We start from the raw sequence: 24,886 nt of genomic DNA, 5'->3' as shown, positions 1-24,886 counted from the left end.
CGCCGCAGTGTTTCAGTAGCCGATGTGGCCGTTTCTGGAATGACACCATTCCTGTACTGCCGCGATGATGTGAGATGTGTCCGGTGATGCCGTTGTGCTGGTCAGGCGGCGCGAAGGATGGTGCTGAGGGTCTTCAGGGATCCATTGCCGCCCTTGGCGAATGCCTTGCCTCCGGCTTCGAAGAAGCTGCCGACCTTGGCGCCGGCGAGTTCGCCGACGCCGCGGGTCGTATAGGCTCCCGCGGCGGCGGGTGCTCCCGCACCGGCACTGGTGTCGGGGACGAGGTTGATGACGGCGGGTACCTGGGTTGTGAGGTCGAAGGCACCCTGGATGACCTTGCCCGCGACGATGCCGCGTTCGGCGCTGGCTCCAACGACGGCGGCTCCTTTGGAACCGAGGTAGTTCGACAGCATTCCGGCTTCGGCAGCGGAGGCTCCGGCTACAGCGGTGCGGAAGGCTTGCCCGCTGTGACGGAGGGCGACACGCATGGTGCCGCCGGCGCGCATGGCCATGGTTCCGGCCTTGACCGCTTTCGACAGTGCGCCGATGCCGGGGATCGCACCGATGACGTCGGCGCCCAGTCCCACGACTGTGCCGGCGTCCCAGTCTCCTTTCACGATGGCGTCGGCGGTGTGCAGGGCGAGGCTGGCCAGGATGGAAACCACCGCGATCGGCCCGCACAGTGGTGTGAGCGCGGGGATCAGCGCGAGCACGCCGCTGACCGCGGAGATGATTCCCAGCAGGTCGCCGAGCACGGTGAGGGGATCGTCGATCGCCTTCTCGACGAGTACCGCGGCTGCGCCCACCCCGCCGGCCATCAGGAACAGGGATCGCACTTTCCCGGCCTCACGACTGTTCTTCTCGCCCTGCTCGCGGAGATACTTGCGCACGGCGACCTCGGTCAGCCAGTCGAATTCCCGGCCGCGGGTATCGATCACCCGCGACATCTCCCGGTCGATCAGCAGGCATTGCAGCTGATATTCGGCTTGGACGGCCAGCACGAGATCCACCAGTTCGCGCAGATCGTTGTGTGGAATGCGAATGCTGTCGTAGGCGATGTCCATCAGTCGCCACATTTCGCCTTGGAAGCCGGCTTCGGGCGTTACCGGGGTCTCGTCGTCTCCCAACGGTCGCGCGACCTCAGGGTCGGTGAAATCTATGATGCTGTTCGGATGGGCATAGCTGCGTCGCTGGATTGCTTCCCTTCTGCGCCTGCGGGCCCTCGCTTCATCCGCGGCGGCGGTGTCGGCCTCGATCTCGGCCTCCACAGCAGCCTCGTCCTCGTCGTCGTCGTCGTCCCCGTAGTCGACCTGTTCGCCGTACTGGGTAGTGGCGAAGGGGTCATGGCCGATCGGGGTTTCGGGAGGGTCGGGGGGCGGGCATCGCTTCTCCGCGGCGGCGGTCAGTGATTCGAGGTAGCTGGTGAGGGCGGTCGCGAACGCGGTATCGGACTTCTTCAGTTTCGCCAGTCGTTCGTCGAGCCGGCGCAGTGCCGCGAGGATACGGTCCTCCTCGAACACAAAGACCCGGATGAGGTTCTCGATGCGGAGATAGTCTTCCGGCCGGACGGCCGCCGGGTCGATTCCCCACATCTTGACCATGAATCGAGGGTCGCGGGTGTACTGGTTGAGTTTGGAGTGCACCGCGCCGACGATCAGGTCGTCACGCCCTGCTTGGTACCCGAGAACCGGCATCGGGTAGTTTCCGTTTCCTTCTGCGGACGAGTAGAGCGTCTTCACCGCGATCACCCCTTTTTCGTCGTGTCCTTCTCGGTGAACTTCACTGTTTTCAGCACAGCGGCGAGTATCCCGGCGTAGGTCTGCCAGTTCTCTCGATCCTCGGACGAGATACTGAAATCGGCCATGGCCAGCCGGCCCGGTATCGGCACGAACACGTGCAAGGCTCGCACCGTGGTCGGGCCACCGCCATCGGACAAGAGATTGACCGGCTTGTCCACTCGCGAGTCCTCGGTCAGCGCTACCGCCGGCCCGCAGGGCAGTTTGATCGCGCCCACCTCTGCCTCGTCGTGAATGGCGCCGAGTGTGCGGACCAGACGCTCCACGGTGCCCTCGTTGGCCAGTTCCGACGGGCGCACGGCAACCGTCAGCAACGCCGACGCCAACTTCGTCCCGTCGTCGGCTCTGGTCACCAGCGTCCCCGCATACACCGACCCGGCCGAGGCCAGCGATTCGAACAACGCGCGTTGCGCCAGCACGGCGTGCGCCTTCTGCTGCTCGGTAGCAGAAGTCGTCTCCTCCAACTCTTTCAGCAATTCGTTCACCGTCTCTTCAGCCGAAACGGTCAGATCCATTCCCTGAAACACCTCGGGAACATCGAAGGTCAACGGCAACTCGACAAGATCGGTATCCGCCATCACTGCTCCTCGATCGTCGAAAAGCGAACTACAGCAATACGTTCCGTGAATCTCCCGTGTTTGCACGGTACCGCGGCCATCCTACAACGCACCGACCCTGTACAGGTCCAAAACCCTGGCGGGTCGCAGACGTGAGACCATCAGTTACCGAGGATCCTCGCGAACGGGCCGAACAGCCCGGTGCAGAACGAGGACTCGAAGTTGCTCGCCGGTATCAGCGCCACGCACCAGGCCGGTACCGAGCCGTGTGCGCAGGACACATCCGGTGTCGTCGGCGCGGGTGACATCTTCCCCGAACTCGTACTACTCGTCGAAACCCAGAGCATGCGCTCGACCGCCGCCGCGCGCCTCGGCGACGAGGACGGCCTGGCCCTGCTCACCACCCGGGTCCAGAAGGCCCGCGATCAGATCGACACCACCGCCGACCGGATCCCCGGCCTGGAGCAGATCCCGACGGATCGGCCGGTCCGCGGCCTGGTCGTCACCCTGGAACCCATCCCGCTGGTGGACACCTTCCTCTTCGAGGACCTACTCGGACCGCACACCGTGCCGAACGCGACGGTGTGCGCCCACGACCTCGAAGCGATCCTGCCGACCCTGGCCAAGACGCCCGACGCCGGCCGCCGTCTTCTCGACGCGCTGACCTTCCGCGACCCGACACCGCCGGCACTGGAGCGCGCGGTGGCCGAGATCGACAGCGAGCGCAACCCGATCAGCGCCATGCTTGTGGGACCGATGGAAGGCGATACTGCCCCGCACTGTGTAAAGGCCATCGCGTCGTTCGAAAAGAATGAGCCGGAAGGTAGGGAGAGGGCATCTAAAACACTCGGCCCTCCGGAATTGCCGCAGGCGGGTCGCTATACCACAGCCCGAGGCGAGCGGAGAGCACGCCGCGGTCTCGCCACTCGGGACGAGCTCTGCGGCGCCCGGTTCAGCAGCCCGCCAGGGCACGGGTGAGTGCGTCCTTCTCCGCCAGTTGCAGGCTGAGGTGCCAAGTCGACTTCACCGCGATCCACATTCGCGCATACGTACAGTGGTAGGTGGTGTTCGTGGGGAGCCACGCGGCCGGATCCTGGTCGCCCTTGGATCGATTGGACCGCGCGGTGACTGCGATCAGCTGGGGGCCGCCCAAATCGTTGGCGAACTGCTGCCTCTGTTCGGTGCTCCACTCCCGGGCTCCGGACCGCCACGCTTCGGCCAGTGGGACGACGTGATCGATATCGACCTTGGCGGGATCGGTGACGGTCTGGTCGTCGTAGGGCGAATACCAACTGCCGGTGGGGCGGCATTCCGCGTCTGCGGTCACGCCGGTGCCGTCGCGGCCCAGCACGGTCTCGCGAGTGGTGCACGCCCCGGTGCTGCTCCAGTGCGGGAACTTCTCCCGGGAGTACCCGCCGGCCGAGTCCTCCTGGGCGACCGCGAGGCCATCGAGCATCGACCGCGCGGTGCCGGCATCCGGGATCGCTGGAGGCTCGGCCGCCACAACCGCAGGCGAGAACAGAGCGGCGACCACCGCCGAAGCTGCGACCACACCAGCCCGGGCCCGAGAAAGTCCACGCATACAACGTCTCCACTTCTGGAATGAGTATGGGTCGGATCACCGGTCACGGTAGTCGATCGCAGCGACATCGAGATGGACATCGGGCGAGCAAAACTCGACCACCGCTGGTGTAATCGACTGCGGCCGGTTCGGTTTCTGCGCCAGGCCCAATCGGTGTATCGGCCAGAGCATGTCTCGCGGTGCTTATTATATTGGTGCCGAACGCATTTCGTGAACCCACGAAGGCCTGGCGCAGTAGGCTTGAAGGCTGCGGTGTCGAGTTCTGGGGGTCTGTGATGATCGTGGTTGTCAGCAGCGAGGCCGACCCCGAGTCCACCGAGGCCATGGTGGGCCGTTTGCTGGCCTCGTGGCGGACCGGCAGCGGCGGGGTCGGTGGGGTTGCGGTGGTGGGCTGCAATGTGCAGAGCATGACGAAGAACCGGGTCTACGGGCTCGATGTGCTGGTGTGGACTCCATACGGCTGCACCGTGATCGAGGTCAAGGGGTTCTGCAGTGCCCAGAGCGGAGTGCTCGATCCACGCATCAACGGCACATGGCGGGTCGGGAGCGCGCCTGCGGACCTCTACTCTCTGGACTCGGCTGCCAACCCGGTTGCCCAAGGCCGCCCCTACATGTACGCGGTCAAGGACAACTTCAAGGCCGCGCGCCTACCGGAATGGGTCGAGCTGCTGGTCGTCCTGGCACCCCTTGCGAAAGCCGATCTGACCATCCGTTCCTCGAAGCTGACCGACGGCATCTTCGTTGTCGCCGCCCCACCCGGCAACGACCGGTCACTACTCGAGCACTTCACCCCGAAACCGGGAGACCAACCCTGCTGGAGCGGAGACGATATCCAACGCGCCTTCGACCTACTCGATCTCGACGAATACCTACCCAGCCCAGACCAGCTGGCTCACGAAGGGTTCACGGTCCCGCGGCCACCGACCGTCGCCCCGAAACCCATCGGGTCCGGGGACGACCCGTTCGCCCCGGCCCCGGTCCCGGCCACTGCCCGCCGGGGCATGCACCCGCCTTTGTCACCGCCGATACCGCGGGGCAGGCTGAGCCCGCTCACGCAACCGATCAGCGGTCGATCGGCCGCGGATGCGCCGCCCGGCACCGCGCCGCCGCGCGCCGACGGCCGGGACGCCCGCCGGTGGAGCGACGACGATCTCGACGACGTCTTCCACGCGCGGCCTGTATCGGATTCCATCGAGCAGCCCAGACGACCGCGTCGACCGGTCGGCGAACGATATCCGTCCTTCCCGGCGGCGGCCCCACCGCCTTTTACCGAGCCCGCTGCCCGCCGGTGGACCCAGTGGCCGGGGCTCGATACCGCGATCTCGGTCCTGGCGATCATCGTCTTGGCGTTCCTGCTGCTCATGGTGGTCCGTTGTGGTAGCGAAGCGTCGTCGTCGCGCATCGGTGACCCGGCGCGATCCCCAGCCGGCCAAGTTCAGCCGTCGCGACCGGTTGCCCCGCACCAGGCGCCGCCGCCGGTTACACCCAGTGCCTGTATGCCGTTCCAGGCATGCTGATACCTGTCAATGCCTCGACATCGCCGTGAGGGCCCGCTGCGGTCCCGCGCCGAAACCCGCTGTCATCCTGACCTGGTATTCGGTCCGGTGCCGGCGCCGGACCGCGGGGCGGGCAAGATCGGGCCATGGCGAATACGGGCGATCGGGCAGACGCAGGCGCTGTTGGTTTGGGTCGTGAGCTGCCGAACGCCGGACTACGAGGGCTGGAAGTTCGAGTCCTGGCTGCTCGACTTCGACACCACCAGCTGTGTCGAGTTCTGCGGACCGCGTCGCGTGCGCTGTTGTGTGGCGCGGCTGTCACGGGGGTAGTGACTCTGCCCGGAATCCGGCGCTAACGCAGGTGCCCGTTCTGAGTTGATTTCTACCGGCGGCCGCGGCCGCGCTGTGAGACAAGCCGGATCCCCTCGGCGACCAGCTGCTGGTACCGCTCGGGTGTCATCGGTGGTGGCGGTGTGATGGCGAGCCGCCGAGCGCGGGCGCGTTTCCCGGCGGCCTGGCCGGTGATGTTCAGCGCGTCCCCGATCCGTTCCCAGGAGACCGGTTTTCCTGGGTCGATGGTGCCGTCTGGCAGCTGGTGTTCGCGTCGGCGGGCGCCGACGATGTGCCAGTCGATCAGCGAGTCGGTGGCGTGGGCGATCCTGGCCAGCGCGTGCAGCGCGGCGAGATCATCGTCGGCCGGGTAGCGCAGGTACTCGCCGCGCTCGGTGGCGTCGGCGCGCAGGCGCCGCATGATCCGGCGCAGGTCGGCGCGGAGCATCGCATGGGTGTAGCGGTTCGGGCGTGCGCGGGGCACTCCTCCAGTGTGAAACCGAAGTTTCAGCGAGGCGAGGGCTGTCACCGGAACGTGAGATCTCAGCTCTACTTGCGGAGGCGTGGCGATACGCGTCTGGGGTCAGCGGTCAGGACGAGGGACAATGACGAGGTGGACCCCGCACACACGATCGCGTTGCTCGAGCTCGACCCTGATCTCGAGTTCCCGGCCCGTGTCACTCGTACCATCGGCGATCCATCGCTGGCCACCGAGATCAAGGCCGAGTTCGACTCCAGCCTCGAATGGCTGATCGGCCGACTGACCGCCCCCGGCGACGAGCCGGTCACCCTCGCCGACGTGACCAAGCTCGATGCCTTCATCTGGGGATGCATGCCCGCCGACCTGACCGAGGGCAACCCGAGGGCCACCGACATGGTCGAAGATCACCTCGACCACCTCGTGAATGTTGTGCGCGGCCTCCTTGTCGATGCCATGCCGAAAGAGCCGTGACCAGGCTCCGGGAGTTGTCAGCATCACCCGCCGGGATCCCGCACCCGCTTGGGAGGCTTCCGCGTCGTGGACCGCTCCATCGGATCCGCCGTTCGCGCCCTGACCACGCGATCGCGTCCGGATTCCTCGACCGGCTGGCTTTGCTCACCAGCGTGTTCACCGAACTGGGTGATCTTCCCCGATCGCGGGCGGCGGCCCGTGGCATGGACTCATACGATGCACCGCTGGCGCTGAGCGGGGCGGCCTCACGTCCGTCTCGTCGGGCCTCCTGAGGTCAGACCCAGTGCGCTCCGTTGTCGCGGGCGAGGTCGACCAGTTCACGCCGCCTCGCGACCGGGCATGCCGCGGAGGCGATCGCGTGCCTGGTCTCGTGATATCCAGCGGTGAGCACGCCTTCGAAGGAATACCAATCCTCCTGGTGGCGGCACGAGCCACAGATGTTCGGGTTGAAACTCCGGCCGCGTTCGCGTCGTTGTCCCAGCAACGCTGCCCGGTCGGGGTGTCCGGCGGCGATCAGCAGGTCCCGGGCGATTCGAACCGGGTATTCCTGATCGGTGGCGAACGCCTCCCGGAACCCGTCTCGAGGAATCGCTCGGGCCTGTACCGCCCACACCCAGTCCTGCTGGACGCTGCACCTGCGGCAGACATGCGGGTAGCCGAGAACATCGACATACACAGTCGGCGAAGCCACATTCCTAAGCATCCCCCGCCGAAGACCTCGCGCCAACTCCAGAACCCCGGGACCGCAGGACCTTCATAATGCAACCCGGCTACGACCGGCCCCGGGCAGCGAGTGCCGTTACCGCGTCGATGGTTTCGGGTGTGAGCGCGGCTCGCCGACGGTCTTATCGGCGGCTTCGATGGTGAGGATTCGCTGGTGGATGTCCTCCGGGTTTTTACCCGGATCCGGATTCAGAATCGCATCGACGAGCATGGCTGTTACCCGGCATGCTGTGCGGTGCTGTGGGTCCGAAGCCTGATCGGCGAGCTGGACCAGGAGGTTGTGCACCTGGGTCCATACTCTCGTGTTCGCCGAGGCGACGGACTGTGTGCGGTGCAGAAGCAACTGGCGAGCCCGCTCCGGCGCATCCGGGTCACAGACCACTCCGTCATAGCCGTCGGGCTGATGTGGCTGATACTGCTGCGGCGCTACTTCGGGGCCTGTCAGCACAGTGACCTGGTCGTGGGCGAGCCCGGATATCGGGGTGGGAAGCGCGGACGCGAGCCGGTCCACGGCCCGGGTCAAGTACTGTTCTCGCGCGCCGGTGAGGAAGTCTTGACCTGGCCAATACACCTCGTATTCGAATTCCATCAGTGCCTTGTCGATCAGACTGTTCGCGGTCGCGGTGAGAGCCAGTGCCTCGTGAATGATCTGCACCGCATCGGCGGAATCCGCCGGGTCTGTCGCGGTGAGCCGATCCACGGTGGAATGCAAGAACTCCAGTGCTGTCGGGTGATGAGTCGCTGTCATATCCGGCATCGTCGAATCCATGCGGGCATCATCGCGATTCGGTGCCCGCGACTCACCGATTTCGCCACTGCCGATCCTGCAAAAATGCTCGTCGCCCTCAATGCCTGCCGCGCAGTACCTCGGCTGCGCGGGCGATCACAGGTGATGCGATGCCGGTAGTGGTGGTCCTGTTGAATACGAGCGGACCCTCCTTCATCGCGGCTCACACCAGACGGACGGGCAATCTGCGTTCCCGCCGCATAGAAGCGAAAACCCGGCGGTGCTCGCCACCGCGGGCATGCCGGCCCGCGCGATTGCTGAATGCCGAGTGCAGGATCGGCGATACATGATCGTCCGCGAGACACTGCGCTTCCACCACCGGCTCGCCCGGGACTGTCCGCTGCTGGTCTCGCGGCCATCCCGCGGCACCCGTGCGCGATCGTGACTTCGGCCGGCTGGGATCCTCATACTCGTGCGAGACCGTAACTTTCGTGGTGACCGTCTGTCGTGGCAGCCGTGGTTCGACCTCCATCCGCCCACCTATGACCAGCTCGCCGCAGTCATCACCGCTATCGACGACTGCCTACTCCGGCACGGATTCGAGCGCGGTCCGTTCGGGTTCGAGGCCATCAGCGAGGACGCTCCGCTACATATGCGCGCTTCATGGGCCAGAGATTCACTGATCGACCGGCCGGACAGCAGTTCGCTCGACAACGCCTCGGTGTGGGGCTCAGGCCTGATCCGAGTCGATGTCGATGGCCAGTGCATCGAGCTCACCTTCCGCGACACCGAACCCGAAACCCTGGCCGCGATCGTATCGGCGCACGTGCAGGCCGCCGACGCCCCGCATCGCTGACTGAGCACGGCCCGGCGGCGGCCGCACGGCCGGGGCAGCCAGCCGATCGTCGGGACCGGGGATTCCAGGGCTCCGCGGAGGCACCCCGGCCACGTGGCTGCTACCGCATGAATCAGGCCGGGCCGGGCTCAGCTCTTGTGCCCGCATCTACGAGACCTGGTGCGAGGTGCAGGTCGGGATAGAACTGCCGATACTCTTCGCGATGGCGCGCGTAATGCTCGCTGCCCTGTTCGGTGAGCACCAGCAGCGACGCAGCACGCGACCAACGGCGAGTGACGGCCTCGTCGGTCAGCTCGATCATCTCCGCCAAGGGGCCGGAGGGCCAGCCAGTGAGGCGCTGGATCGGTTTGTCGGTGCGGGCGAGGTCTTTGACCTGGTTGCGCAGCAAGCCCGGCCGCATTCCGCGCACGCACTCGGGTACTGGTTCCTCCTCGTCCATATAGTCGCGCAGCAGAAGCTGCTGCAGCCAGCAGCTGCCCTCGCCGGTCAGGCGCACCAGCTCGGACAGAATGCGTACATCGGCCTCGGCGAGCAGGTGGGTGGGTGTGCGTCTCCGGTGATCGGCCAGCCCGCAGTGGGTGACGTGCGCGGCCTCGCTGGTCTCGGGCGCGTCGATATCGGGATACAGCTCGCCGTAGCAGGCCCGGTGGATCTGGTAGTGGCGCCGCGCATTCGGAGTCAGCCGGACCCGCCAGGAACGCCCTCCGTGCTTGCCTGGGGCGGTGAATTCGTCGATCCAGGGATCGTAGGGACGGTTGCGCAGCCGCAGGAGGGTGTCCCAGCTCGGGGTGCCCTTCGCATGCAGGACCAGACCGGCCTCGCCGGCGGCGTACAGCTTGGCCATAGCGTGAAACGAGACCTGTGACAGCAGCCCGCGCGGCGGGGACACCGGAGCCCGCACGCCCGCGCCGTGACGGGCCGTCGCGCGCCCGAGAGTGCTCAGCCGCACCCGGATCCGGGGAACCATCACGCTCAACAGCGGGATCCAGACCAGATCGTGAGTGACGTTCACCAGCCCGCGGCGTTCCAGCGCCGCCAGCGTCGATCCGGAGCCGGAGTCGTGCTGACCGGCCTGACGCAACGTCGCCTGCACCGACGAGTAGCCGACCAGCTCTTTCGGCAGCTTGATGTCGTAGAGGATCTGCCGCCATTCCGACGCCGGTGGCGTCTTCTCCCAGTTCGCCGATCGGCGGCGGATGTCGGCCTCGGCGGCCTGGTCGAAATCCAGGATCGTCGACAGGTACAGCCGCTGGCGCGGATTCAGCCCCCTCCACGCGGTCGGCGCCTTGCCTGTTGCGGTCATCGCCGCGTGAGTTGCCCAACCACCCGGGCGAGTTCGGGAAACCCCGCCGCGTGTAGTCGGGTGGCCAGGTCGGCCTTGGTGAGGATGTCCTCGCCGAGCATGGCCTCGATCTCGTTGAGTCTCGTTGTGTCGATCGCCATCGAGGTCTCCTTCATCTCACCGGCATCCACCGCAGACAATTCACCGAGTCAGCCGGGCCGCGAGCATGCGAGTCGACCCGGGTGCGACCGGCGGCCGGCACGCACCAACATGCTCGAGGCCAACGACACTCGCCGACTTCCTTGCTGTCCCCTGATCCTAATCACCCGGTAGAAACAGGCGAACCTCCGAAGATCCACAAGCGCGCTCAAATCCACGGCGCCACGGACCAACCCCGCGCAAGCTCTGTCGGTGGGATAGGGCATGATAATCGCAGCCGCTGGGTATCCAGGTTGGCTCTCGTCCCCGCACACGCGGGGATTCCCCACATCAGTGGGGTTCGCTCCCGCTGGGATCGGTATCGCCTGTGACCGCTATGTGGCTTCGCCGTGGGTCCTGGCGTGCAAGACGACGCAGCAGGCAGCCGACTGAAATCGGACCCACACCCAGGGAAGTTGCGATGAGCATCCACTACAGCACCGCCGTATGGCCCGCGACCGATACGGGTTTCGACTGGGACATTCCCCTGCTGGTCCTGGGCGGTGAGACTCCTGCTGATGTCGCGAGTATCCCGCTTCCTACCTCGCTACACCGCGTCGCCAACGAGATCATGCCGTACACGCACGCGACGATGCGCGACGACATCGGCCCGATCCTCGTCAGCGACCCATGGATCACTGCGGCCGAGCGCTATGACCGTTGCGCGAAAGCTGTCATAGCACTCGATCCGACACCGCGCGGCGACACGACGCACACAGCGCCAGGCGACGACGGCGTGAGCGGTGAAAAAATGCCCAGGTGGTTGCGTCCGTTGCTCGCCGGTGCCGTCCGCGCGGCCACCCGTGACATCCCCATCAGCGTCGGCGTCGACCACCGCGACTTCCTGGCCATCATGATCGATCCCGCGGCGCCGACCGTCCTGCCGGACTGGGCGCACCAGATGATCGGCGGTTGAACAGATTCGCCGATGGATCGGTCACTGAACCGAGCTGGTGCGGCGGCGAGGTGTGACGATCGGGTAGATCGGGCTCATGGTTGGCATCGCAAGAAGATTGGATGTTCAGAGCGCGATTCGACCGGTTGGGTTGTCGGCAACGTCGGCGTCGCGGGCCAATGCGCGGGTGCGATAGCCGTAGAGCCGCACGCTGTACTGGTTGACCAGTTCACCGTCGCGGCCGGCCATCCGGGTACGCCACCGGCCGATGGCAGCGCGGGCAGCTTCAGCGCCATGCCACGGACCAACCGGGCATGGGTTGCCTCTGAATCCTACGGTTGTCCACCACAGTTCGGCCGGGGCGTCGGTGGTCATTACGAATATCTCCTTCTACCTGGGTATCGCAGGGCCCGTGCTGGATCTTCGGCTCTTGCAGCGATCAGGTGCAGCCCGAGCCTCGTGTGGGCCCGTCTCGTTGTCAGTGCTCGTCGTCACCGGGTTCGGTGATCGGTCCGAGTTTCGGGTCATAGGGCAGGTCGGCGTGGATGCGGCCATCAGCAAGGACTGTCCAGCCGTGACGCAGCACTGTCTTCACCGGCGCGGCGACTTCGTGGCCCTCCTCGCCGGTGGCGCTGAGGGTGACCAGCACGCTGTGCCCGCCGTCGATGATGTAGAGGTGCCAGGGCGCGAGATCCTCGGGCAGTAGTCCCGGATACCGCCGATCGCGCAGCAGGTAGGAGTCGTAGGTCGCGGCGATCACCGCGGCGGGGTCGACAGGTGCAGCCATCATGTGCCTTTCTTTTCGGTTTCGTGGATGGTCGGGGAACGACGGTGCGCGCGGCGGCATGCCAGGCACCGGCCCCCGTGACGGCGCTTCCCACTGGGGGTGCCGCACAACGCACCGGCCGGGCAAGACGCGGCGAGTGCTCCTTCGAGAGCGGCGCGGAAATCGGGGTCCCATTCGGTGCGGCCATAGACCTGCTGATGCGTGACGCCTACCGCGGCGGCGGCTTCGGCCACGCTGGCCCCGTCCCGGACCGCGGCCAGCAGCATCTGGCGGTCGCCGGCGTTGAACACCGCATCGGCCAGCCCGCGACGCCAGCGGCGCGAGACCGCCGCGTGCCCGGCGCGGGCGGCCTCGTCACGCGCACTGTTGAGGTGGTAGCGGGAGTTGTCGCGATAGCGGAACTCGGTCGGCGCAGTCATGCGATCACCACCTGAGAAGTCGGGCAACAAGAAGGGAACCACGGGTGTCCCCACGTGTGTGGGGAAAGCGACGGTCACCGTAGCCGTAGGCACCGACACACCCGCCCACGCGGGGCCGGATCGTGGACCGCGCGTGGTGTCAGGATTCGAGCCGGCCGGTGTCGTATCGGTGCGCCGCACGCAGCATCATGGCCCTCAGGTGCAGCACCCGCCGCTGCGCGCTGCGCAGCCGCTCACGCTGTTCAGGGTCCAGGTTCCCGGCCATCCGGGCAGGATCGGCGATGTCGTCACGGTGATCGAGCCACACCGCCGCGCCGGTAGCAGCCAGATAGACGCGCCGGATCTCGGCAACCAGGTCCCTGTAGGAGGCTCGGGTTTCGTCGGACTCGTCGGACTCGTCGGACTCGTCGAGAACCTCACCGAACGCGGCCAGCCTGCTCAACGCACAGAGCTGATCCGCCGCCTCTATGCCGCCGGATGGAAGCAGGCCGAATTGTCTACTGCCGCCGAAGTCAGCCAGCAGGCGATTTCGAAGCTCACCACCGGAGCGGTGAAACCGGCCTGACCCCGCGCCCACTCCGCAAACCAACATCACCCAGGAGCCCACGATCGGGAATCGGATTCGTAGCCGATCCAATGGCGCCCAGCCGGCCCATGCGAGACCGAATCTCCATCGGCCCCACGCTGACGACAGATGCGGGTTTGCCATCGTAGGCACCGACCGACGAAAGTACCCCCGTGGATGATCTGAATTGGTGGATGGGCCTCGATACCGACCGGCTGATCGGCATCACGGGCTGGGTCGGGGAAACACCCGCAGGCGAAGTGCCGTTCATTCTGCTGTACCCCGTGCAGGCCGGCATCGACACGGACATGCAGCGCCTGGCCTCTGCCCTCGGCCTTGCCGTGGGTGCCGACGGCGCGCCTCCACAGACCCCCGGCATTGCCTCGGTGACCGTCACCGACGGCTGGGTTCGGCTGAACATCGGCGACTGGACCACCGAGCTACCGGCCGGCCCGGAGTTCCCAGAGGCGGCCCACGCCGGCTGGGGCGTCCTCGTCATCGGTGAGCATGCATGGTCGGGAAACCACGCCGAACTCGACAAGTACCTGGCCACCGACGGCTTCCGGAAGGTACACCACGGCCGGATTCCTGTCCGGTAAGGCGATATCCGGTCATCGGAGCGCGGTTCACCATCATGCACCGACGCAGATCGATATCGCTGAACTCGACAGACCCGATCTCAGTACCTCCGGACGATTCCGTGCCGAGCACATGTGGCTACGCTGGGACCACGCGACCGTGCGCCAACGCGTGGGCAACCTCGGCCGCAGACCGGCCCCGGCATCATCGGGCTATCGGGGATTGGTGCTGGTGAGGAGGTCACGGACCGCGGTGTGATAGGCGGCGTGGACGAGGGGGATGGTGTCGATGCGTATGCGTTCGTCGGTGGAATGTTCGCCGATCTTGTCGACGCCGAAGCCCGCGGTGACGGGGACGCCGAGACCGGCGAGGTAGTTCCCGATGTTGCTGGGTCCGGCGATTTTCGCTGTCACGTCGATACCGAGGCCGCGGGTGGCGGCGAACAGCGCGGTGGCGGGTGCGGAGTCCGGGTGGGCGTAGGGCGGCCAGTGTTGAACGTGTTCGATGAGGGTGGGTTTGGTGTCGAGCCAGCCGCGATCGGCCTCGTCGACGATGTGGCAGATCAGCGTCTCGGCGGCGTTGTCGTCGAAGTCGGGGGTGGTGCGGATGTCGATGTTGATGCTGCACAGATCCGGGGTGACCGAGTAGCCCTGCCCTCCGGATATCTCGGTGACGGTCAGCTTGCCGGGCGGGAATTCGCCGGAACCGGTGGGCAGGTCGACGGCGGAGAGTCGGGTGATGATGTCGGCGGCTTTGCTGATGGCGTTGGGGGTGGTGGTGCGGCCGCCGGCGTGGCTGGCGATGCCGTGGACGTGGAGGCGTACGCGGTGGACGCCGCGGCCGCCGACGACGATGTGGTGGAGGCCGGGGTATCCGATCATGACTCCGCCCACGTCGGTGAGGGTGTCGAAATAGGTGGTGGCTCCGCCGAATCCGCCGGTGTGTTCGTCGAGGTCGAGTAGCAGGGTGAGGCTGCCGGTGAAGTGTTGGCGGTCGCGGTGCAGGCGGGCGGCGAGGTGGCAGAAGATCGAGACCGCAGCCTTGCTATCGGCGGAGCCGCGGCCGAATAGCCATCCGTCGCGGATGACGGGGTCGGTGGGTGGGTGGGTCCAGGCGTGTTCGTCGCCGTAGACGGCGGTGTCGAGGCAGGCGTCGAGGACCCAGCGTTTCCCGGGTCGGTGGCCGTGGATTTCGCTGGCGATCCCGACCGGGGCGCCGGTGGTGGCGCGCAGGATCCGCACGGGCAGGCCGTGGCCGGTGAGCCAGGCGGCGGTGTGGTCGAGTATGGGTTCGCCCGGGTCGACGCCGCCGCGGCTGGGGATGGCGATCAGTTCGCGGGCCAGCGCGAGGACGGAGTCCTGGTCGTGGTGGGCGGCGGCCAGCATGTCGTGGGCGGTGATGGGGTGCCTCCTGCTGGCGGTCGTCTGTGCGGTGAGGGATCGGCTCATGTGGCGAGTTCGGTGAGGGCTTGGTCGGTTTCCAGCTTATGGCCGCAGAGGTAGAGCTGGCGGGCGTGTTCGATGTAGCGGGTGCCGGCTGCGGCGCCGAGCACGACACCGCAGTCGAACGATTCGGCACTGGTCAGCGACGGGATGGGTGCGACGGCGGCGTGTTCGGAGGCGACGAAGAACCGTTCGGGGTAGTCCGGATTGTCGATCATGCTGATGTGCAGGGTTTTGACGCCGAGGCTGCGGTCTGCGGGGTCGCGCAGATCGATCAGCCGCCCGAGGTGTTCGGTGAGCGTGCGATGGCGGGGCCGGCCGAAAAGGATGCGGAAGTGCACCAGTGTGTTGCGGCGGTTGAGGGCCTTCTCGATGGCCTGTAGGTAGGCGGTGTCGCGGGAGCGGGAGCCGGTGACGACGAGGTAGTCCCGGGCGCCGTCGACCACTTCGAGCATCGCTTCGTGCAGATCGGCGTAGGTGAGTACGAGCCGCGGATCGGGGCGTTCGCGGGTGTGGCGGTCTTGGTGGGCGAACAGCTGTTCGGCGGGTTGCGCGTAGTAGGTGGCGAGCAGCTCGCGGTATTTGTCGCTGGTGTGGTGGACCCCGGTTTCCCATTTCGACAGCATGCCGGGGTGGACACCGGAGGATCCGTCGGCCGAGCGCTGGTCGAGGTCGGCGCAGACCTGCTCCAGCGTCGCTCCTCGGGTCAGCCGAGCGCGGCGGAGCGGAGAGATGTCGCGATCGTGGGCGGGCAGTGAGGGTCGTTGCCGTCTGCTCATTGCCCACCTCCCTGCCCCCTAGTTCAGGGTACGGCGGACGCCTCGGGTTGTACGTGGCGTTCGCGCACAATCGGCGCAGAGGTCAGCTCATCGCAGAGTTTCGCCAGTCGCGGATGGCGGTCGATCAGCATTTGGCCTTGCGGCGGATGCCATTTGCCCAGCGCTGCGGTCAACTCCTCCGCGGTGAGACCGGGATACTGACGCACCCGCACGATCGGTAGCGCAATCCCGTGGCCGGCGGGAGCGAGATAGTCGTACACCGACGCTCCGTTGCCGGGCCGCGCGCGTTCGGCGATCTCGGCGATCTCGGCTGGGGTGCCGGTGATCGGGGCGGCGAGGTCGATGACCGCGGTGAGGACGCTGGTCGGCGCGGTGAGGTACACATACCAGGACGAGGCACCGGTGGTCGGATAGCGCTTGCGGTACTCGTAGACTTTCTCGCCCCCCAGGATCAGGTCGTAGTACTCGGCGTGCAGTGACATCAGGATCCGGGGCACCGGTGCGCCGAAATCGCTGTCGGTGTCGTCGAACAGGTCAGGCACGGGCACTGCGTCTCCCCTCGGACCGGGTCACCGCGCCGACCTCTGCGCTCGGGCGGTGTGTATGGCTGGGCAGTTTAGCGCTCGACCTGGGTGCGCCGGACCGGGGTCTTGTCACCGAAGTTTTCGCGGCGACGGCGAGAAATTGCGTCATTCCACGAAAGTTTGTGCGGTGAAAGTGATCTGGTGTTTCGCCCCTTGTGCGCGGATTCTTGGATGCAGTCCCTGGAGGGGTGGATAGACGCGGAGGTGGGTTGCGGTGACCGGCAATACGATCGGATTTCCCTGCGAATCGGTGCCCGGGGAGCGGCGCACCCTGCTCACTGTCCCCGTCGCTTCGGCGCTGACCGGCGCCGGCTTCGAGGTGCTCGCCGAGCCGGGAATCGGGACAGGCGTATACCTCGACGACGACATACTGGCCGCCGCGGGCGTGCGTTTCACCGGCTCGGAAACGGTGTGGTCGGCGCCGCTGGTGCTGCGCTACAAGTCCCCGGATCCGGCCGATGTGCTGCGGCTTCGGCCGGGGCAGTCGATTGCGGCGCTGTTCCACGCCGAAGGAGACCCGCAGTTGCTGGCGGCACTCATCTCCTCCGGGGTGACGGCGTACTCCTACGAATTCCTGCGCGAGGCAGACGGTTTCCCGCTGGCCGTGGCTGGTGGCCAGATCGCTGGAGTGCAGGCGGTGCTGCACGGCGCGCTCGCACTGCAATCGCACCTCGGCGGCCGCGGTGTCCTGGTGGCCACAGTCGACGGCGCGGAACCCGCGCGTGTGGTGGTGATAGGCAGCGGAAACGTCGGGGCCGCCGCGGCCCGCACTGCGGCGGCGCTGGGTGCGCGGGTGACCGTCCTCGCCCACACCGAGGCATCAGCGGCCGCGTACCGGGCGACGGCTCCGGCCGGAGTCGCGGTCACCGTCAACACCGGCGAGGAGCGGAAAGCGGTGCTGGCGGACGCGGATCTGGTGATCGGCGCCCTCCTGGTCTCCACTTACGACACTCCGCCGATGATCACCACCGACGATCTCGCAGTGATGCCGCCCGGGGCGGTCATCGTTGATGCCACCTGCGGTTACGGGCCCGGCTACCTGCCGACCGCCGGCCCGATCCAGCGACCCGGGGCCCCTCCGCATATCACCGCGGGGATCGGGCACCTGCGATTGGATGCACTGCCGTCGCTGGTGCCGGTCACCACCACCGCGGCCTACACGGGGCGGATCGCCGACTATCTGGTGCGGCTGGCCCGCGTGGCGCTGCACGGCGACCTCGATCCAGTCATCGATACCGCGCGCATCGCCGCCGAGGGAAAACTCGTCCATCCGGTGTGCCGCCAGCATGCCGCGTTCTACACCCCGTCCGGCGCCGATGCCTCTGCTGTGGTGGCCTCCTATGATCAGCGAGCCGTATACAGCCGCGCCGAAACAGCCACCGTGGCGCGGCCCCGCCGGCTCCCACAGCTACTGGACACCTGCCGCCACGTCGCGGAAATCCCGTGTGGCAGCGGTCATTTTCTCACCGAGTACGCCCAATCGCACGTGGCGGTAACCGTCGCCGACGCGAATCCCGTCATGCTGGCGGCAGCGCTCGATCACGCCCACACCGCCGGCGTCCCCGCGGAGCGCGTCACCGGCCTGGGTGGTTTGCTCGACGCGCTCCGGTTGCCCGGTGATGTCGATCTCGTGGTGGTGCCCAATGGTGCGATCAATCAGCTGACCTGCCAATCCGGTCTCGCCGCAGTAGCCGCTGACCTGCATGCCGCGATCGGCCGGCCCGGCGTGCAGGTCGTGGCGCAGATCGCGGGGCCCACCGCGGCGACAGGATTCTTCGACCCGGCACAACCGGACGGGATATGGGTGACCGACCGTCACTTCGCCCCGGCGGCCGAGGGCGCAGTGATCCGGCGGCGGCGCCAGTTCTCCACCGAAGCCCGGGTGCGGCTGGAGTTGGCCTACCTCGACGCCCAGAACCGCGAGCTGCACACGGCCACCGTCGATATCGCGCTACCGACCCGGGCCGGCATCCTCGCGGCGTTCACCGACGCCGGCTTCACCCACCTGCGCCTGAAACCCGGCGCGGGCGGGTTCACCGAGCTGTACGCACTCACCACCCAGGCCAGGCCATGAGCGCCCACCCCGAGCGCCCCGGCGCGCGGACCGCCGCCGAACTGTATGCCGAACACCACTACCGCGACCGGTTCCGGTTCGGCGAAGCCACCGAGGACATTCTGGCGATGCTCAGCGCGATCCCGGCCGTAAACCGGTGGGTCGACGTGGGCAGCGGGTCACAAACCCTGCTGTGGGCTCTGGCGCTGACCCCGGGCGCCATCGTCGCCGTCGACGCCGACCCGCTGCGCCTCCAACTCCTGCATCGCACCGCCGAGGTGGCCACACCCGGGCCGGTCCACACCACCGCCGCGCAGCTGTGCGGCCGCGGCCCCCGCGACTACACCGACCGGTGCCGAAGGCTGACCGCATGCCTGCCGGTGGACTGCCTGACCGGAACACCGCCCGCCCATCCACTACTGCCGCTGGCGGGATTCGACCTCGTCACCCAATTCGGGCTGCTCGGACTGTGCACCAACGCCCCACAGTTCACCGCGACATTCGCCGCAGTCCATCAGCTGGCCGGACCCGGCGCCTGGATCGCCGGCGCGAACTGGGTCGCCGCCGCAGCGCGCGACCGGGTCCAGCTGTCGGCGCCACTGTATCGCGCGGCGGCCCACCAGGCCGGCATCACGCTGACAGTGCTCGACCGCATCACCAGCGCCGACCCCGACTTTCCCGCCGTGTGGATCTATGCAGGAACCAAGAGGAGCACATAATGGCCACCATCGCCCGCACCGACGAACTGATCTTCGCCCCGGTCGGTATCGCGCACCTGACCGACTCCAACACCGACCTTGTCCGCGCGGCCGCGCGCGAGGCGACCCGGCTGCGGATCACCACCGCCGCCCAGCTCAACGGCCGCCCGCACGTCGGCACCGTCGTGACGGTGATGGCCGTCTTCGCGCTGGCCGCCCGATTCAGCGAAGACCTGTCGCTGCCGGCGACCGTCGTGTTCGACGCACTCGACAACGCCCCGGGCGAGCACATCGAGATCGACGGCGGCCACTATGTGCGCACCGTCGCCGACCTCATCGACGGCGGCGCCCTCGACCCCGACGACCAGGTCTCCGGATTCACCCGGCTGCTAGCCTGGGCCGCGACCCGCAGCGGTGTGCGCTACGAATTCCGGCCCTACAGCGTCTACCAGCAGCTTCCCCCGGTCCGGGAATGCCTGCATCACCTCGCATCCCGACTCGACCGGTTCGCGCCGATCGTCGCACCCGCCGACGGCATCGTCCGGATCCGCCCCCGCTGCCCGCACTGCCGGCTGATGGACAAGAACGCCCGCCACCTCACCATCACCACCAGCGACGGCATGGTCCATCTGGACTCACGATGCCCCCTGCACGGCCCCTACCGCGAGAACATCGACATCGCCGGAACCGGCGGCTGGTACGACGCCAACACCCCCGTCCGCTCCGTGCAGAAGGGCTACCTTCTGGCCGCCGAACGCGACCGGTACCAGACATGTTCGATCTCGATCGACGGCGCCGACTGGGGCGGCGCCTGGCACGCACATGTCCTCGCTCCCGCACTCGCCGCCCTCGGCGTTCCCGTCGCGGACTGGCCGGTCAGCCTCTTCACCCCGCTGGTACTCGACCGCAGCGGCGGCAAACTCTCGAAATCCCTCTATGTGCGCTACGGCAAGGACTACGCCGACCTTCCCGAAGCGTTCATGAATCTCGACATCCTGCTGAACCAGCACGGAGATCCCGCCCTCGATGCCCTGTGGAACGAAGTCACCCGCTGGGCACAGCAACCACGACGCCTGCACCGCGCCTATACCGTCGACTACCTCGCCGGCCTCATCCCCGCCGGCCAGACATCTCAACAGCGAATCGCTTGAGGCACCCGATGATTCAAGTCCTTTACGACCTCACCGGCTGCACGACCGAGCCCGCAGCCGATACCCTGCTCGAGGCCATGCACAACACGGTGCACCGGCTCGGGTGCACCGTGCACGCCGTCGTGCCAGTGCAATTCGTTCCCCACGGCACCACGGCGGTCATCGTGCTCGGTGAATCGCACCTGATCGTATCGACCTGGCCCGAGCACCACGCCGCACACATCGACCTGTTCACCTGCCGCGCCGACAGCAGCCCCGATCACGCCATCGCTCCGATCCTCGACACATTCGGAGCACCCCACGTGCACCCGCAACGGGTCATCCGCCACCTACCCGGCACCGAACCTACCGACCACCCCTACCACCAGGTTCGTCTCTCCTGATCCGGGCCACCGCAACTCCTCCAGGGAGCCCGTTGGCGTCGTCGAGGAAATCGGCCGCGCGCACCACCACCCGGGAGCCACGCTGCCGATTCGTCTCGGTCATGGCCTTCGGGCACCCGGTGGTCATTGCCTGCCCGGCCCTGGCGACCGCGCCGGGCGAGTCCATCCGGTCCGGCTTACGCCCACTTTCCCACGCCGGGCCTGCGCGCGTCAGATGGACAAGAACGCCAGCACGACCGGGCAATATCGAGAACGAACTGCCATCATCGATGGCGAGCGGGATCGCTCACGCAAAGCATCAGAAGGGAGAGCCGATGAAGACCGTGACGATCCGAGATCTGAGCGACGAGGTACACCGCGCGATCTGCCATCGTGCGGCCGAACACGACCGCAGCGCCGAGGAAGAGATACGCGCTATCATCACCGAGACCGTCCTCCCACCCGGGCGAGTCAAGCTCGGAACCCTACTGGCCGAGATCTGGGCCGCGGACCCGCTGACCGACGAAGAACACGCCCTGTTCAACAACCGCGACCGCACCGCGACCGAACCCATATCGTTCGACGAGTAACCCTGCCGAACACCACCACCAGGTAGACAGCGCTCTGGGCTCGCGTGGGCACGCCGGATTCGACCTCCACGACATGGGCACCCGCTCCACCCCGCCGCAATCAGCGCCGGAGGTAGCGCGCCGGTCGTTCCGAGCCGGCAGGTTCGCCTCGCGCAGCAATATCCAGTTGCACCCGCCGCAACGCCGCTCCACCATCAACGGATGACCAGCGCCAACCCCCTGATCGTGCGAGTATTGGCGCCCGGCGACGAAGAACGCTTTCTCGCACTGCGTACGGCGCTCACCGACGAGGGCACGGTCTTCGCCAAAGACTATCCGCCCGGTATCTCCTGGCCGGAATACCTTGCCATTCAAAATGATGCGCGGGCAGGAACAGGCCTGCCGCCCGACGCCGTGCCGTTTACCTTCCTCGTCGCCGAGATCGGCGGCGTACTCGTCGGCAGCAGCGACATCCGCCACCGGCTCACCGAGAAGCTCACGCGCTGGGGCGGACACATCGGCTACGTCGTCGCACCTCGATACCGCAGGCTCGGATACGGGACAGAGATCCTTCGCCAAACACTGACGCTGGCCGCGAAGGACCTCGGCATCGAACGGGTGTTGCTCACCTGCCGCGCAGACAACGCCGGATCCCGCGGAGTCATCCACGCCTGCGGCAGCGTCGAATCCACCGAAGCCGCCGACGGTATCTGCTCGTACTGGATTCGACTCGATAACGGCAGGTAGTGGATCGCGCGGGTCCGAGCCGATAGTGCTACAGCGTCTCGAACCGCCCATATCGGCGCAGCGCCGCGTATCCGGCTGCGATGCACGCGAGGAGTACGACGATGCTGATCACCACACCCGCGAGGTCGGGCAAGACCGCGCTGCTGGTCGCTACCCCCAGCAGGGAGGCCAGCCAGGGCAGCCCGACGGCGGCCACGGCCAGCAGGAGATCAGCCTGGCGCGTGCGGTCGATCATCGTTGAGCATCCCTTCCTGGTGGTTACCGGCAGTCTCTGGTCGTTGCAGCGTAGCCGGTAGCGTGAATCACCCTGATCTTCAGCGCGACTCGCGACTCACAGGTGATCAGCGTGGTGACCGCCGCCGGCCGTGTGGATCCGCAGCATCTGGCCGAGGCATACCGGTCCCTGTGCACACAGGTACTCCCGGCCGGGTGGAACTGGGAGTGGGCAGTCCAATCGGACGGCACCGGCCGTGAACTGCCGCTACCGGCCGCCGTCCGCACCGATCCGCGTATTCTTCCCGGCGAACAACCGCACGGTGGCCCGGCGGTCGCACGCACCACAGCGCTGAGCCGCTGCCGTGGCCAGCTGGTGCGAGTGCTCGATGCCGACGACCGGCTACCCGAGACAGCGCTCGCGGACGCGATCACGGTGTTGTGCGCCGATCCGGCGGTGGGCTGGACCACCAGCGCAGTGCTGGACCTCGCCGCCGACGGCATCCTCACCGGCTGGCATGATGACCCCGCCGAAGGGATCCTCCCGCGAGGATCGACAATCGCCGCGTGGACCGCCGATTCTGCCGCGCTCCGAATCCATCCCGCCACACTCACCATCCGGCGACCCCTTCTGATCGCCCTTGGCGGCTGGATGGCTCTGCCTGCCAGTGAGGACATCGGATTGCTCGCCAGGCTCGACAGCCTCGCCGCCGGGTACTTCCTTGCCCGGCCCGGCCTCATTCGAGGTTCGCACCCGGGACAGATGACCCGCACACCGGGATTCGACGCACAGGTCACCGCCCTGCGGGCGCTGATCGCCGAGCGCGCCGCCGCGATGCGCGCATTGTTCTCCTGACTTCGGAAGCCCCACCGCGCAGGCACGGCAGCCGGCGAGGCTGTCGGGGGCGCCGCTATGTTCAGCCGACAGGCTATCTCGGTCACCGCGGCCTGCACCAATGGCGGAGAGGGCGCGACCACGACCTCCGGGCGTCTGCGCTCGGCCCTGCCTGTGCAGCGGCAATTGCTCCGTCAAATTCGCAGGCCCGCAGGTGAACCGGGCGGGGAATCTGCTGGTTGGGGACGATAGCCTTATCGGCATGGCACGGGATGAGCGCGGAGTTACCGCCCAGAGCGATGATTTCTCCACCTGGTACAACGAGGTTGTCCTCAAGGCTGCCCTCGTCGACCGTGGTCCGGCCAAGGGCACCATGATCATCCGACCATACGGATACAGGATCTGGGAGCTGTTACAAGCCGAACTCGATCGCCGCATCAAAGAGACCGGTCACGAGAACGCCTACTTTCCGATGCTCATCCCCGAATCCTATTTGCAGCGCGAGGCCCAGCACGTCGAAGGATTCTCCCCGGAACTGGCTGTGGTCACCCACGCTGGTGGGAAAGAGCTCGAGGAACCGCTGGTTGTTCGACCCACGAGCGAGACGATCATCGGCGAGATGATGGCCAAGTGGATTTCCTCGCACCGTGATCTGCCGATGCTGCTCAATCAGTGGGCCAACGTCGTGCGCTGGGAGATGCGGCCGCGCATGTTCCTGCGGACCACTGAGTTCCTCTGGCAGGAGGGCCATACCGCGCACGCCGACGAGGCGCAGGCGCGTGCCGAGGTGGAGCTGACGCTCGGGATTTATGAGAGCGTCGCGCGGGAGCTGGCGGCGATGCCGGTCGTGCCGGGAGAGAAGACGCCCGGTGAACGCTTCGCCGGGGCCGTCGAGACGATCACGATCGAATCGATGATGCGTGACGGCAAGGCGTTGCAGGCCGGCACCTCGCACTACATGGGCACCAACTTCGCGGCCGCGTTCGGCATCCGGTTCGCCGCCGTCGATGGTCGCGACACTTTGTGCCACACCACGTCCTGGGGAATGAGTACCCGGATGCTGGGCGGCATCGTGATGACTCACGGCGACGATCGCGGCCTGGTGCTACCGCCCCGGCTCGCGCCGCACCAGGTGGTCATCGTGCCGATCATGCGCGGTGACAGTGCGGCCGCGGTGGTGGCGGCCGCCGACGAACTGGCGGGCCGGCTCCGGTCGGCCGGGGTCCGCGTGCATGTCGACGACCGCGACCAGACACCTGGATGGAAGTTCAACGAGTGGGAGATGCGTGGTGTGCCCGTCCGTGTCGAGCTGGGGCCGCGCGACCTCGCCGCCGGGACAGCGGTGCTGGTCCGCCGCCTGGGCGAGGAGGGCAAGCAGACCGTCGACCTGGCGACCCTGCCCAACCTCATGCCCGGGATCCTCGAAGAGTTCCAGGCGTATCTACTCGCTCGGGCCACCACGTTCCGGGAGGACCGCACCAGCACCGTGAGGGACTGGGCGGAGTTCGAAGCGGTGGTCGCGACCGGGTGGGCGTTGGCCCTGCACTGCGGTCAACCGCGGTGCGAGGAGGACATCAAGGCCGTCACGGCGGCGACGCCGCGGTGTGTGCCGCTGGACGGAGACGCCGAAAGCGGCCGGTGCGTTCGTTGTGATGCACCGGCCGCCTACGGAAAACGGGTGATCTTCTCCCGCGCCTACTGAACCCCGG

30 protein-coding genes are annotated in these 24,886 nt (G+C 67.1%); 14 read left to right on the top strand and 16 right to left on the bottom strand.

Annotated features, from left to right (window positions below):
• Nucleotides 1–101: 101 nt before the first annotated feature.
• Both ACWEWT_RS15290 and ACWEWT_RS15285 read right to left on the bottom strand, forming a co-directional pair.
• A complete protein-coding gene (locus ACWEWT_RS15290; RefSeq protein ID WP_452559354.1) occupies nt 102–1,694 on the bottom strand; it encodes a hypothetical protein in 1,593 nt (530 codons plus the stop codon).
• A gap of 50 nt (nt 1,695–1,744) precedes the next feature.
• A complete protein-coding gene (locus tag ACWEWT_RS15285; RefSeq protein WP_452559352.1) occupies nt 1,745–2,374 on the bottom strand; it encodes a hypothetical protein in 630 nt (209 codons plus the stop codon).
• A 180-nt stretch (nt 2,375–2,554) separates the two neighbouring features.
• Between ACWEWT_RS15285 and ACWEWT_RS15280 the strand changes: the two genes are divergently transcribed.
• Nucleotides 2,555–3,331, top strand: coding sequence for a hypothetical protein (locus ACWEWT_RS15280; protein ID WP_452559350.1), 777 nt, complete (start codon nt 2,555–2,557; stop codon nt 3,329–3,331).
• Here the strand turns inward: ACWEWT_RS15280 and ACWEWT_RS15275 are convergent.
• Nucleotides 3,306–3,809, bottom strand: a complete 504-nt coding sequence (locus ACWEWT_RS15275) for an HNH endonuclease family protein (protein WP_452559349.1) — start codon at nt 3,807–3,809, stop codon at nt 3,306–3,308. The two genes, ACWEWT_RS15280 and ACWEWT_RS15275, sit on opposite strands and share 26 nt — an antisense overlap.
• Before the next feature lie 401 nt (nt 3,810–4,210).
• On the opposite strand from ACWEWT_RS15275, the gene ACWEWT_RS15270 reads away from it, so the two are divergent.
• Nucleotides 4,211–5,452 (top strand): hypothetical protein, encoded by a 1,242-nt coding sequence (locus tag ACWEWT_RS15270; RefSeq protein WP_452559347.1) that lies wholly within the window; start codon nt 4,211–4,213, stop codon nt 5,450–5,452.
• A 361-nt stretch (nt 5,453–5,813) separates the two neighbouring features.
• Here ACWEWT_RS15270 and ACWEWT_RS15265 read toward each other — a convergent pair whose 3' ends face one another.
• Nucleotides 5,814–6,245 (bottom strand): hypothetical protein, encoded by a 432-nt coding sequence (locus tag ACWEWT_RS15265; RefSeq protein WP_452559345.1) that lies wholly within the window; start codon nt 6,243–6,245, stop codon nt 5,814–5,816.
• Nucleotides 6,246–6,374: 129 nt separating this feature from the next.
• On the opposite strand from ACWEWT_RS15265, the gene ACWEWT_RS15260 reads away from it, so the two are divergent.
• Nucleotides 6,375–6,713 carry a hypothetical protein gene (locus tag ACWEWT_RS15260; protein WP_452559344.1) on the top strand — a complete coding sequence of 113 codons (339 nt, stop codon included), beginning with the start codon at nt 6,375–6,377 and terminating at the stop codon, nt 6,711–6,713.
• A gap of 274 nt (nt 6,714–6,987) precedes the next feature.
• Here the strand turns inward: ACWEWT_RS15260 and ACWEWT_RS15255 are convergent, their stop codons facing one another.
• Nucleotides 6,988–7,404 (bottom strand): hypothetical protein, encoded by a 417-nt coding sequence (locus tag ACWEWT_RS15255; RefSeq protein ID WP_452559342.1) that lies wholly within the window; start codon nt 7,402–7,404, stop codon nt 6,988–6,990.
• Between the two features lie 108 nt (nt 7,405–7,512).
• Nucleotides 7,513–8,184, bottom strand: coding sequence for a hypothetical protein (locus ACWEWT_RS15250; protein WP_452559340.1), 672 nt, complete (start codon nt 8,182–8,184; stop codon nt 7,513–7,515).
• A 451-nt stretch (nt 8,185–8,635) separates the two neighbouring features.
• On the opposite strand from ACWEWT_RS15250, the gene ACWEWT_RS15245 reads away from it, so the two are divergent.
• Complete coding sequence (locus ACWEWT_RS15245) at nt 8,636–9,019, top strand: hypothetical protein (RefSeq protein WP_452559338.1); 384 nt, start codon at nt 8,636–8,638, stop codon at nt 9,017–9,019.
• A gap of 112 nt (nt 9,020–9,131) precedes the next feature.
• Here ACWEWT_RS15245 and ACWEWT_RS15240 read toward each other — a convergent pair whose 3' ends face one another.
• Together ACWEWT_RS15240 and ACWEWT_RS15235 are read right to left on the bottom strand one after the other, a co-directional pair.
• Complete coding sequence (locus ACWEWT_RS15240) at nt 9,132–10,322, bottom strand: hypothetical protein (RefSeq protein WP_452559337.1); 1,191 nt, start codon at nt 10,320–10,322, stop codon at nt 9,132–9,134.
• Nucleotides 10,319–10,462, bottom strand: coding sequence for a hypothetical protein (locus ACWEWT_RS15235; protein ID WP_452559335.1), 144 nt, complete (start codon nt 10,460–10,462; stop codon nt 10,319–10,321). The genes ACWEWT_RS15240 and ACWEWT_RS15235 overlap by 4 nt, the downstream gene beginning before the upstream one ends.
• A 458-nt stretch (nt 10,463–10,920) precedes the next feature.
• Here ACWEWT_RS15235 and ACWEWT_RS15230 point away from each other — a divergent pair, with 458 nt between their 5' ends.
• Entirely contained in the window at nt 10,921–11,415 is a 495-nt protein-coding gene (locus tag ACWEWT_RS15230; RefSeq protein ID WP_452559333.1) for a hypothetical protein, read from the top strand.
• Between the two features lie 105 nt (nt 11,416–11,520).
• Here the strand turns inward: ACWEWT_RS15230 and ACWEWT_RS15225 are convergent, their stop codons facing one another.
• The 4 genes from ACWEWT_RS15225 to ACWEWT_RS15210 form a co-directional block, all read right to left on the bottom strand.
• Nucleotides 11,521–11,769 (bottom strand): hypothetical protein, encoded by a 249-nt coding sequence (locus tag ACWEWT_RS15225; RefSeq protein ID WP_452559331.1) that lies wholly within the window; start codon nt 11,767–11,769, stop codon nt 11,521–11,523.
• A gap of 103 nt (nt 11,770–11,872) precedes the next feature.
• Nucleotides 11,873–12,184 (bottom strand): hypothetical protein, encoded by a 312-nt coding sequence (locus tag ACWEWT_RS15220; protein WP_452559329.1) that lies wholly within the window; start codon nt 12,182–12,184, stop codon nt 11,873–11,875.
• Nucleotides 12,181–12,600 carry a hypothetical protein gene (locus ACWEWT_RS15215; RefSeq protein ID WP_452559327.1) on the bottom strand — a complete coding sequence of 140 codons (420 nt, stop codon included), beginning with the start codon at nt 12,598–12,600 and terminating at the stop codon, nt 12,181–12,183. The genes ACWEWT_RS15220 and ACWEWT_RS15215 overlap by 4 nt, the downstream gene beginning before the upstream one ends.
• A gap of 139 nt (nt 12,601–12,739) precedes the next feature.
• Entirely contained in the window at nt 12,740–13,207 is a 468-nt protein-coding gene (locus ACWEWT_RS15210) for a hypothetical protein (protein WP_452559326.1), read from the bottom strand.
• Nucleotides 13,208–13,359: 152 nt separating this feature from the next.
• Between ACWEWT_RS15210 and ACWEWT_RS15205 the strand changes: the two genes are divergently transcribed.
• Entirely contained in the window at nt 13,360–13,764 is a 405-nt protein-coding gene (locus ACWEWT_RS15205; protein ID WP_452559324.1) for a hypothetical protein, read from the top strand.
• Nucleotides 13,765–13,956: 192 nt separating this feature from the next.
• On the opposite strand, the gene ACWEWT_RS15200 is transcribed toward ACWEWT_RS15205, so the two are convergent.
• The 3 genes from ACWEWT_RS15200 to ACWEWT_RS15190 are packed head-to-tail and all read right to left on the bottom strand — an operon-like array spanning nt 13,957 to nt 16,513.
• Nucleotides 13,957–15,192 (bottom strand): M20 family metallopeptidase, encoded by a 1,236-nt coding sequence (locus tag ACWEWT_RS15200; RefSeq protein ID WP_452559322.1) that lies wholly within the window; start codon nt 15,190–15,192, stop codon nt 13,957–13,959.
• Nucleotides 15,189–15,965 (bottom strand): helix-turn-helix domain-containing protein, encoded by a 777-nt coding sequence (locus tag ACWEWT_RS15195; protein ID WP_452559320.1) that lies wholly within the window; start codon nt 15,963–15,965, stop codon nt 15,189–15,191. Before ACWEWT_RS15195 ends, ACWEWT_RS15200 begins: the two co-directional genes overlap by 4 nt.
• Nucleotides 15,966–15,988: 23 nt before the next feature.
• Complete coding sequence (locus ACWEWT_RS15190) at nt 15,989–16,513, bottom strand: hypothetical protein (protein ID WP_452559319.1); 525 nt, start codon at nt 16,511–16,513, stop codon at nt 15,989–15,991.
• 250 nt (nt 16,514–16,763) lie between these two features.
• Between ACWEWT_RS15190 and ACWEWT_RS15185 the strand changes: the two genes are divergently transcribed.
• From ACWEWT_RS15185 to ACWEWT_RS15160, 6 genes are all read left to right on the top strand, one after another.
• Entirely contained in the window at nt 16,764–18,623 is a 1,860-nt protein-coding gene (locus tag ACWEWT_RS15185; RefSeq protein ID WP_452559317.1) for an NAD(P)-dependent oxidoreductase, read from the top strand.
• Nucleotides 18,620–19,321, top strand: coding sequence for a hypothetical protein (locus ACWEWT_RS15180; protein ID WP_452559316.1), 702 nt, complete (start codon nt 18,620–18,622; stop codon nt 19,319–19,321). Before ACWEWT_RS15185 ends, ACWEWT_RS15180 begins: the two co-directional genes overlap by 4 nt.
• Nucleotides 19,321–20,451: a hypothetical protein gene (locus ACWEWT_RS15175; RefSeq protein ID WP_452559314.1), complete on the top strand. Its 1,131-nt coding sequence runs from the start codon at nt 19,321–19,323 to the stop codon at nt 20,449–20,451. Before ACWEWT_RS15180 ends, ACWEWT_RS15175 begins: the two co-directional genes overlap by 1 nt.
• Nucleotides 20,452–20,459: 8 nt before the next feature.
• The gene (locus ACWEWT_RS15170) at nt 20,460–20,834 is read left to right on the top strand and encodes an S-adenosylmethionine decarboxylase family protein (protein ID WP_452559312.1); all 375 of its coding nucleotides are present in this window, start codon (nt 20,460–20,462) and stop codon (nt 20,832–20,834) included.
• Nucleotides 20,835–21,148: 314 nt separating this feature from the next.
• A complete protein-coding gene (locus tag ACWEWT_RS15165) occupies nt 21,149–21,403 on the top strand; it encodes a FitA-like ribbon-helix-helix domain-containing protein (RefSeq protein WP_452559310.1) in 255 nt (84 codons plus the stop codon).
• Between the two features lie 201 nt (nt 21,404–21,604).
• On the top strand, nt 21,605–22,129 hold the full coding sequence (locus tag ACWEWT_RS15160) for a GNAT family N-acetyltransferase (protein ID WP_452559308.1): 525 nt from the start codon (nt 21,605–21,607) through the stop codon (nt 22,127–22,129).
• A 28-nt stretch (nt 22,130–22,157) separates the two neighbouring features.
• On the opposite strand, the gene ACWEWT_RS15155 is transcribed toward ACWEWT_RS15160, so the two are convergent.
• The gene (locus tag ACWEWT_RS15155) at nt 22,158–22,364 is read right to left on the bottom strand and encodes a hypothetical protein (protein WP_452559306.1); all 207 of its coding nucleotides are present in this window, start codon (nt 22,362–22,364) and stop codon (nt 22,158–22,160) included.
• Nucleotides 22,365–22,475: 111 nt separating this feature from the next.
• Between ACWEWT_RS15155 and ACWEWT_RS15150 the strand changes: the two genes are divergently transcribed.
• Nucleotides 22,476–23,198 carry a glycosyltransferase family A protein gene (locus tag ACWEWT_RS15150; RefSeq protein WP_452559304.1) on the top strand — a complete coding sequence of 241 codons (723 nt, stop codon included), beginning with the start codon at nt 22,476–22,478 and terminating at the stop codon, nt 23,196–23,198.
• Nucleotides 23,199–23,439: 241 nt separating this feature from the next.
• Nucleotides 23,440–24,879 carry a proline--tRNA ligase gene (proS, locus tag ACWEWT_RS15145; RefSeq protein WP_452559495.1) on the top strand — a complete coding sequence of 480 codons (1,440 nt, stop codon included), beginning with the start codon at nt 23,440–23,442 and terminating at the stop codon, nt 24,877–24,879.
• The last annotated feature ends 7 nt before the right edge of the window (nt 24,880–24,886 follow it).

It is taken from the genome of Nocardia sp. NPDC003963 (assembly GCF_053605105.1).
Note: the sequence above shows the minus strand (reverse complement) of the source record. Positions and strands in the feature narration are given on the sequence as shown.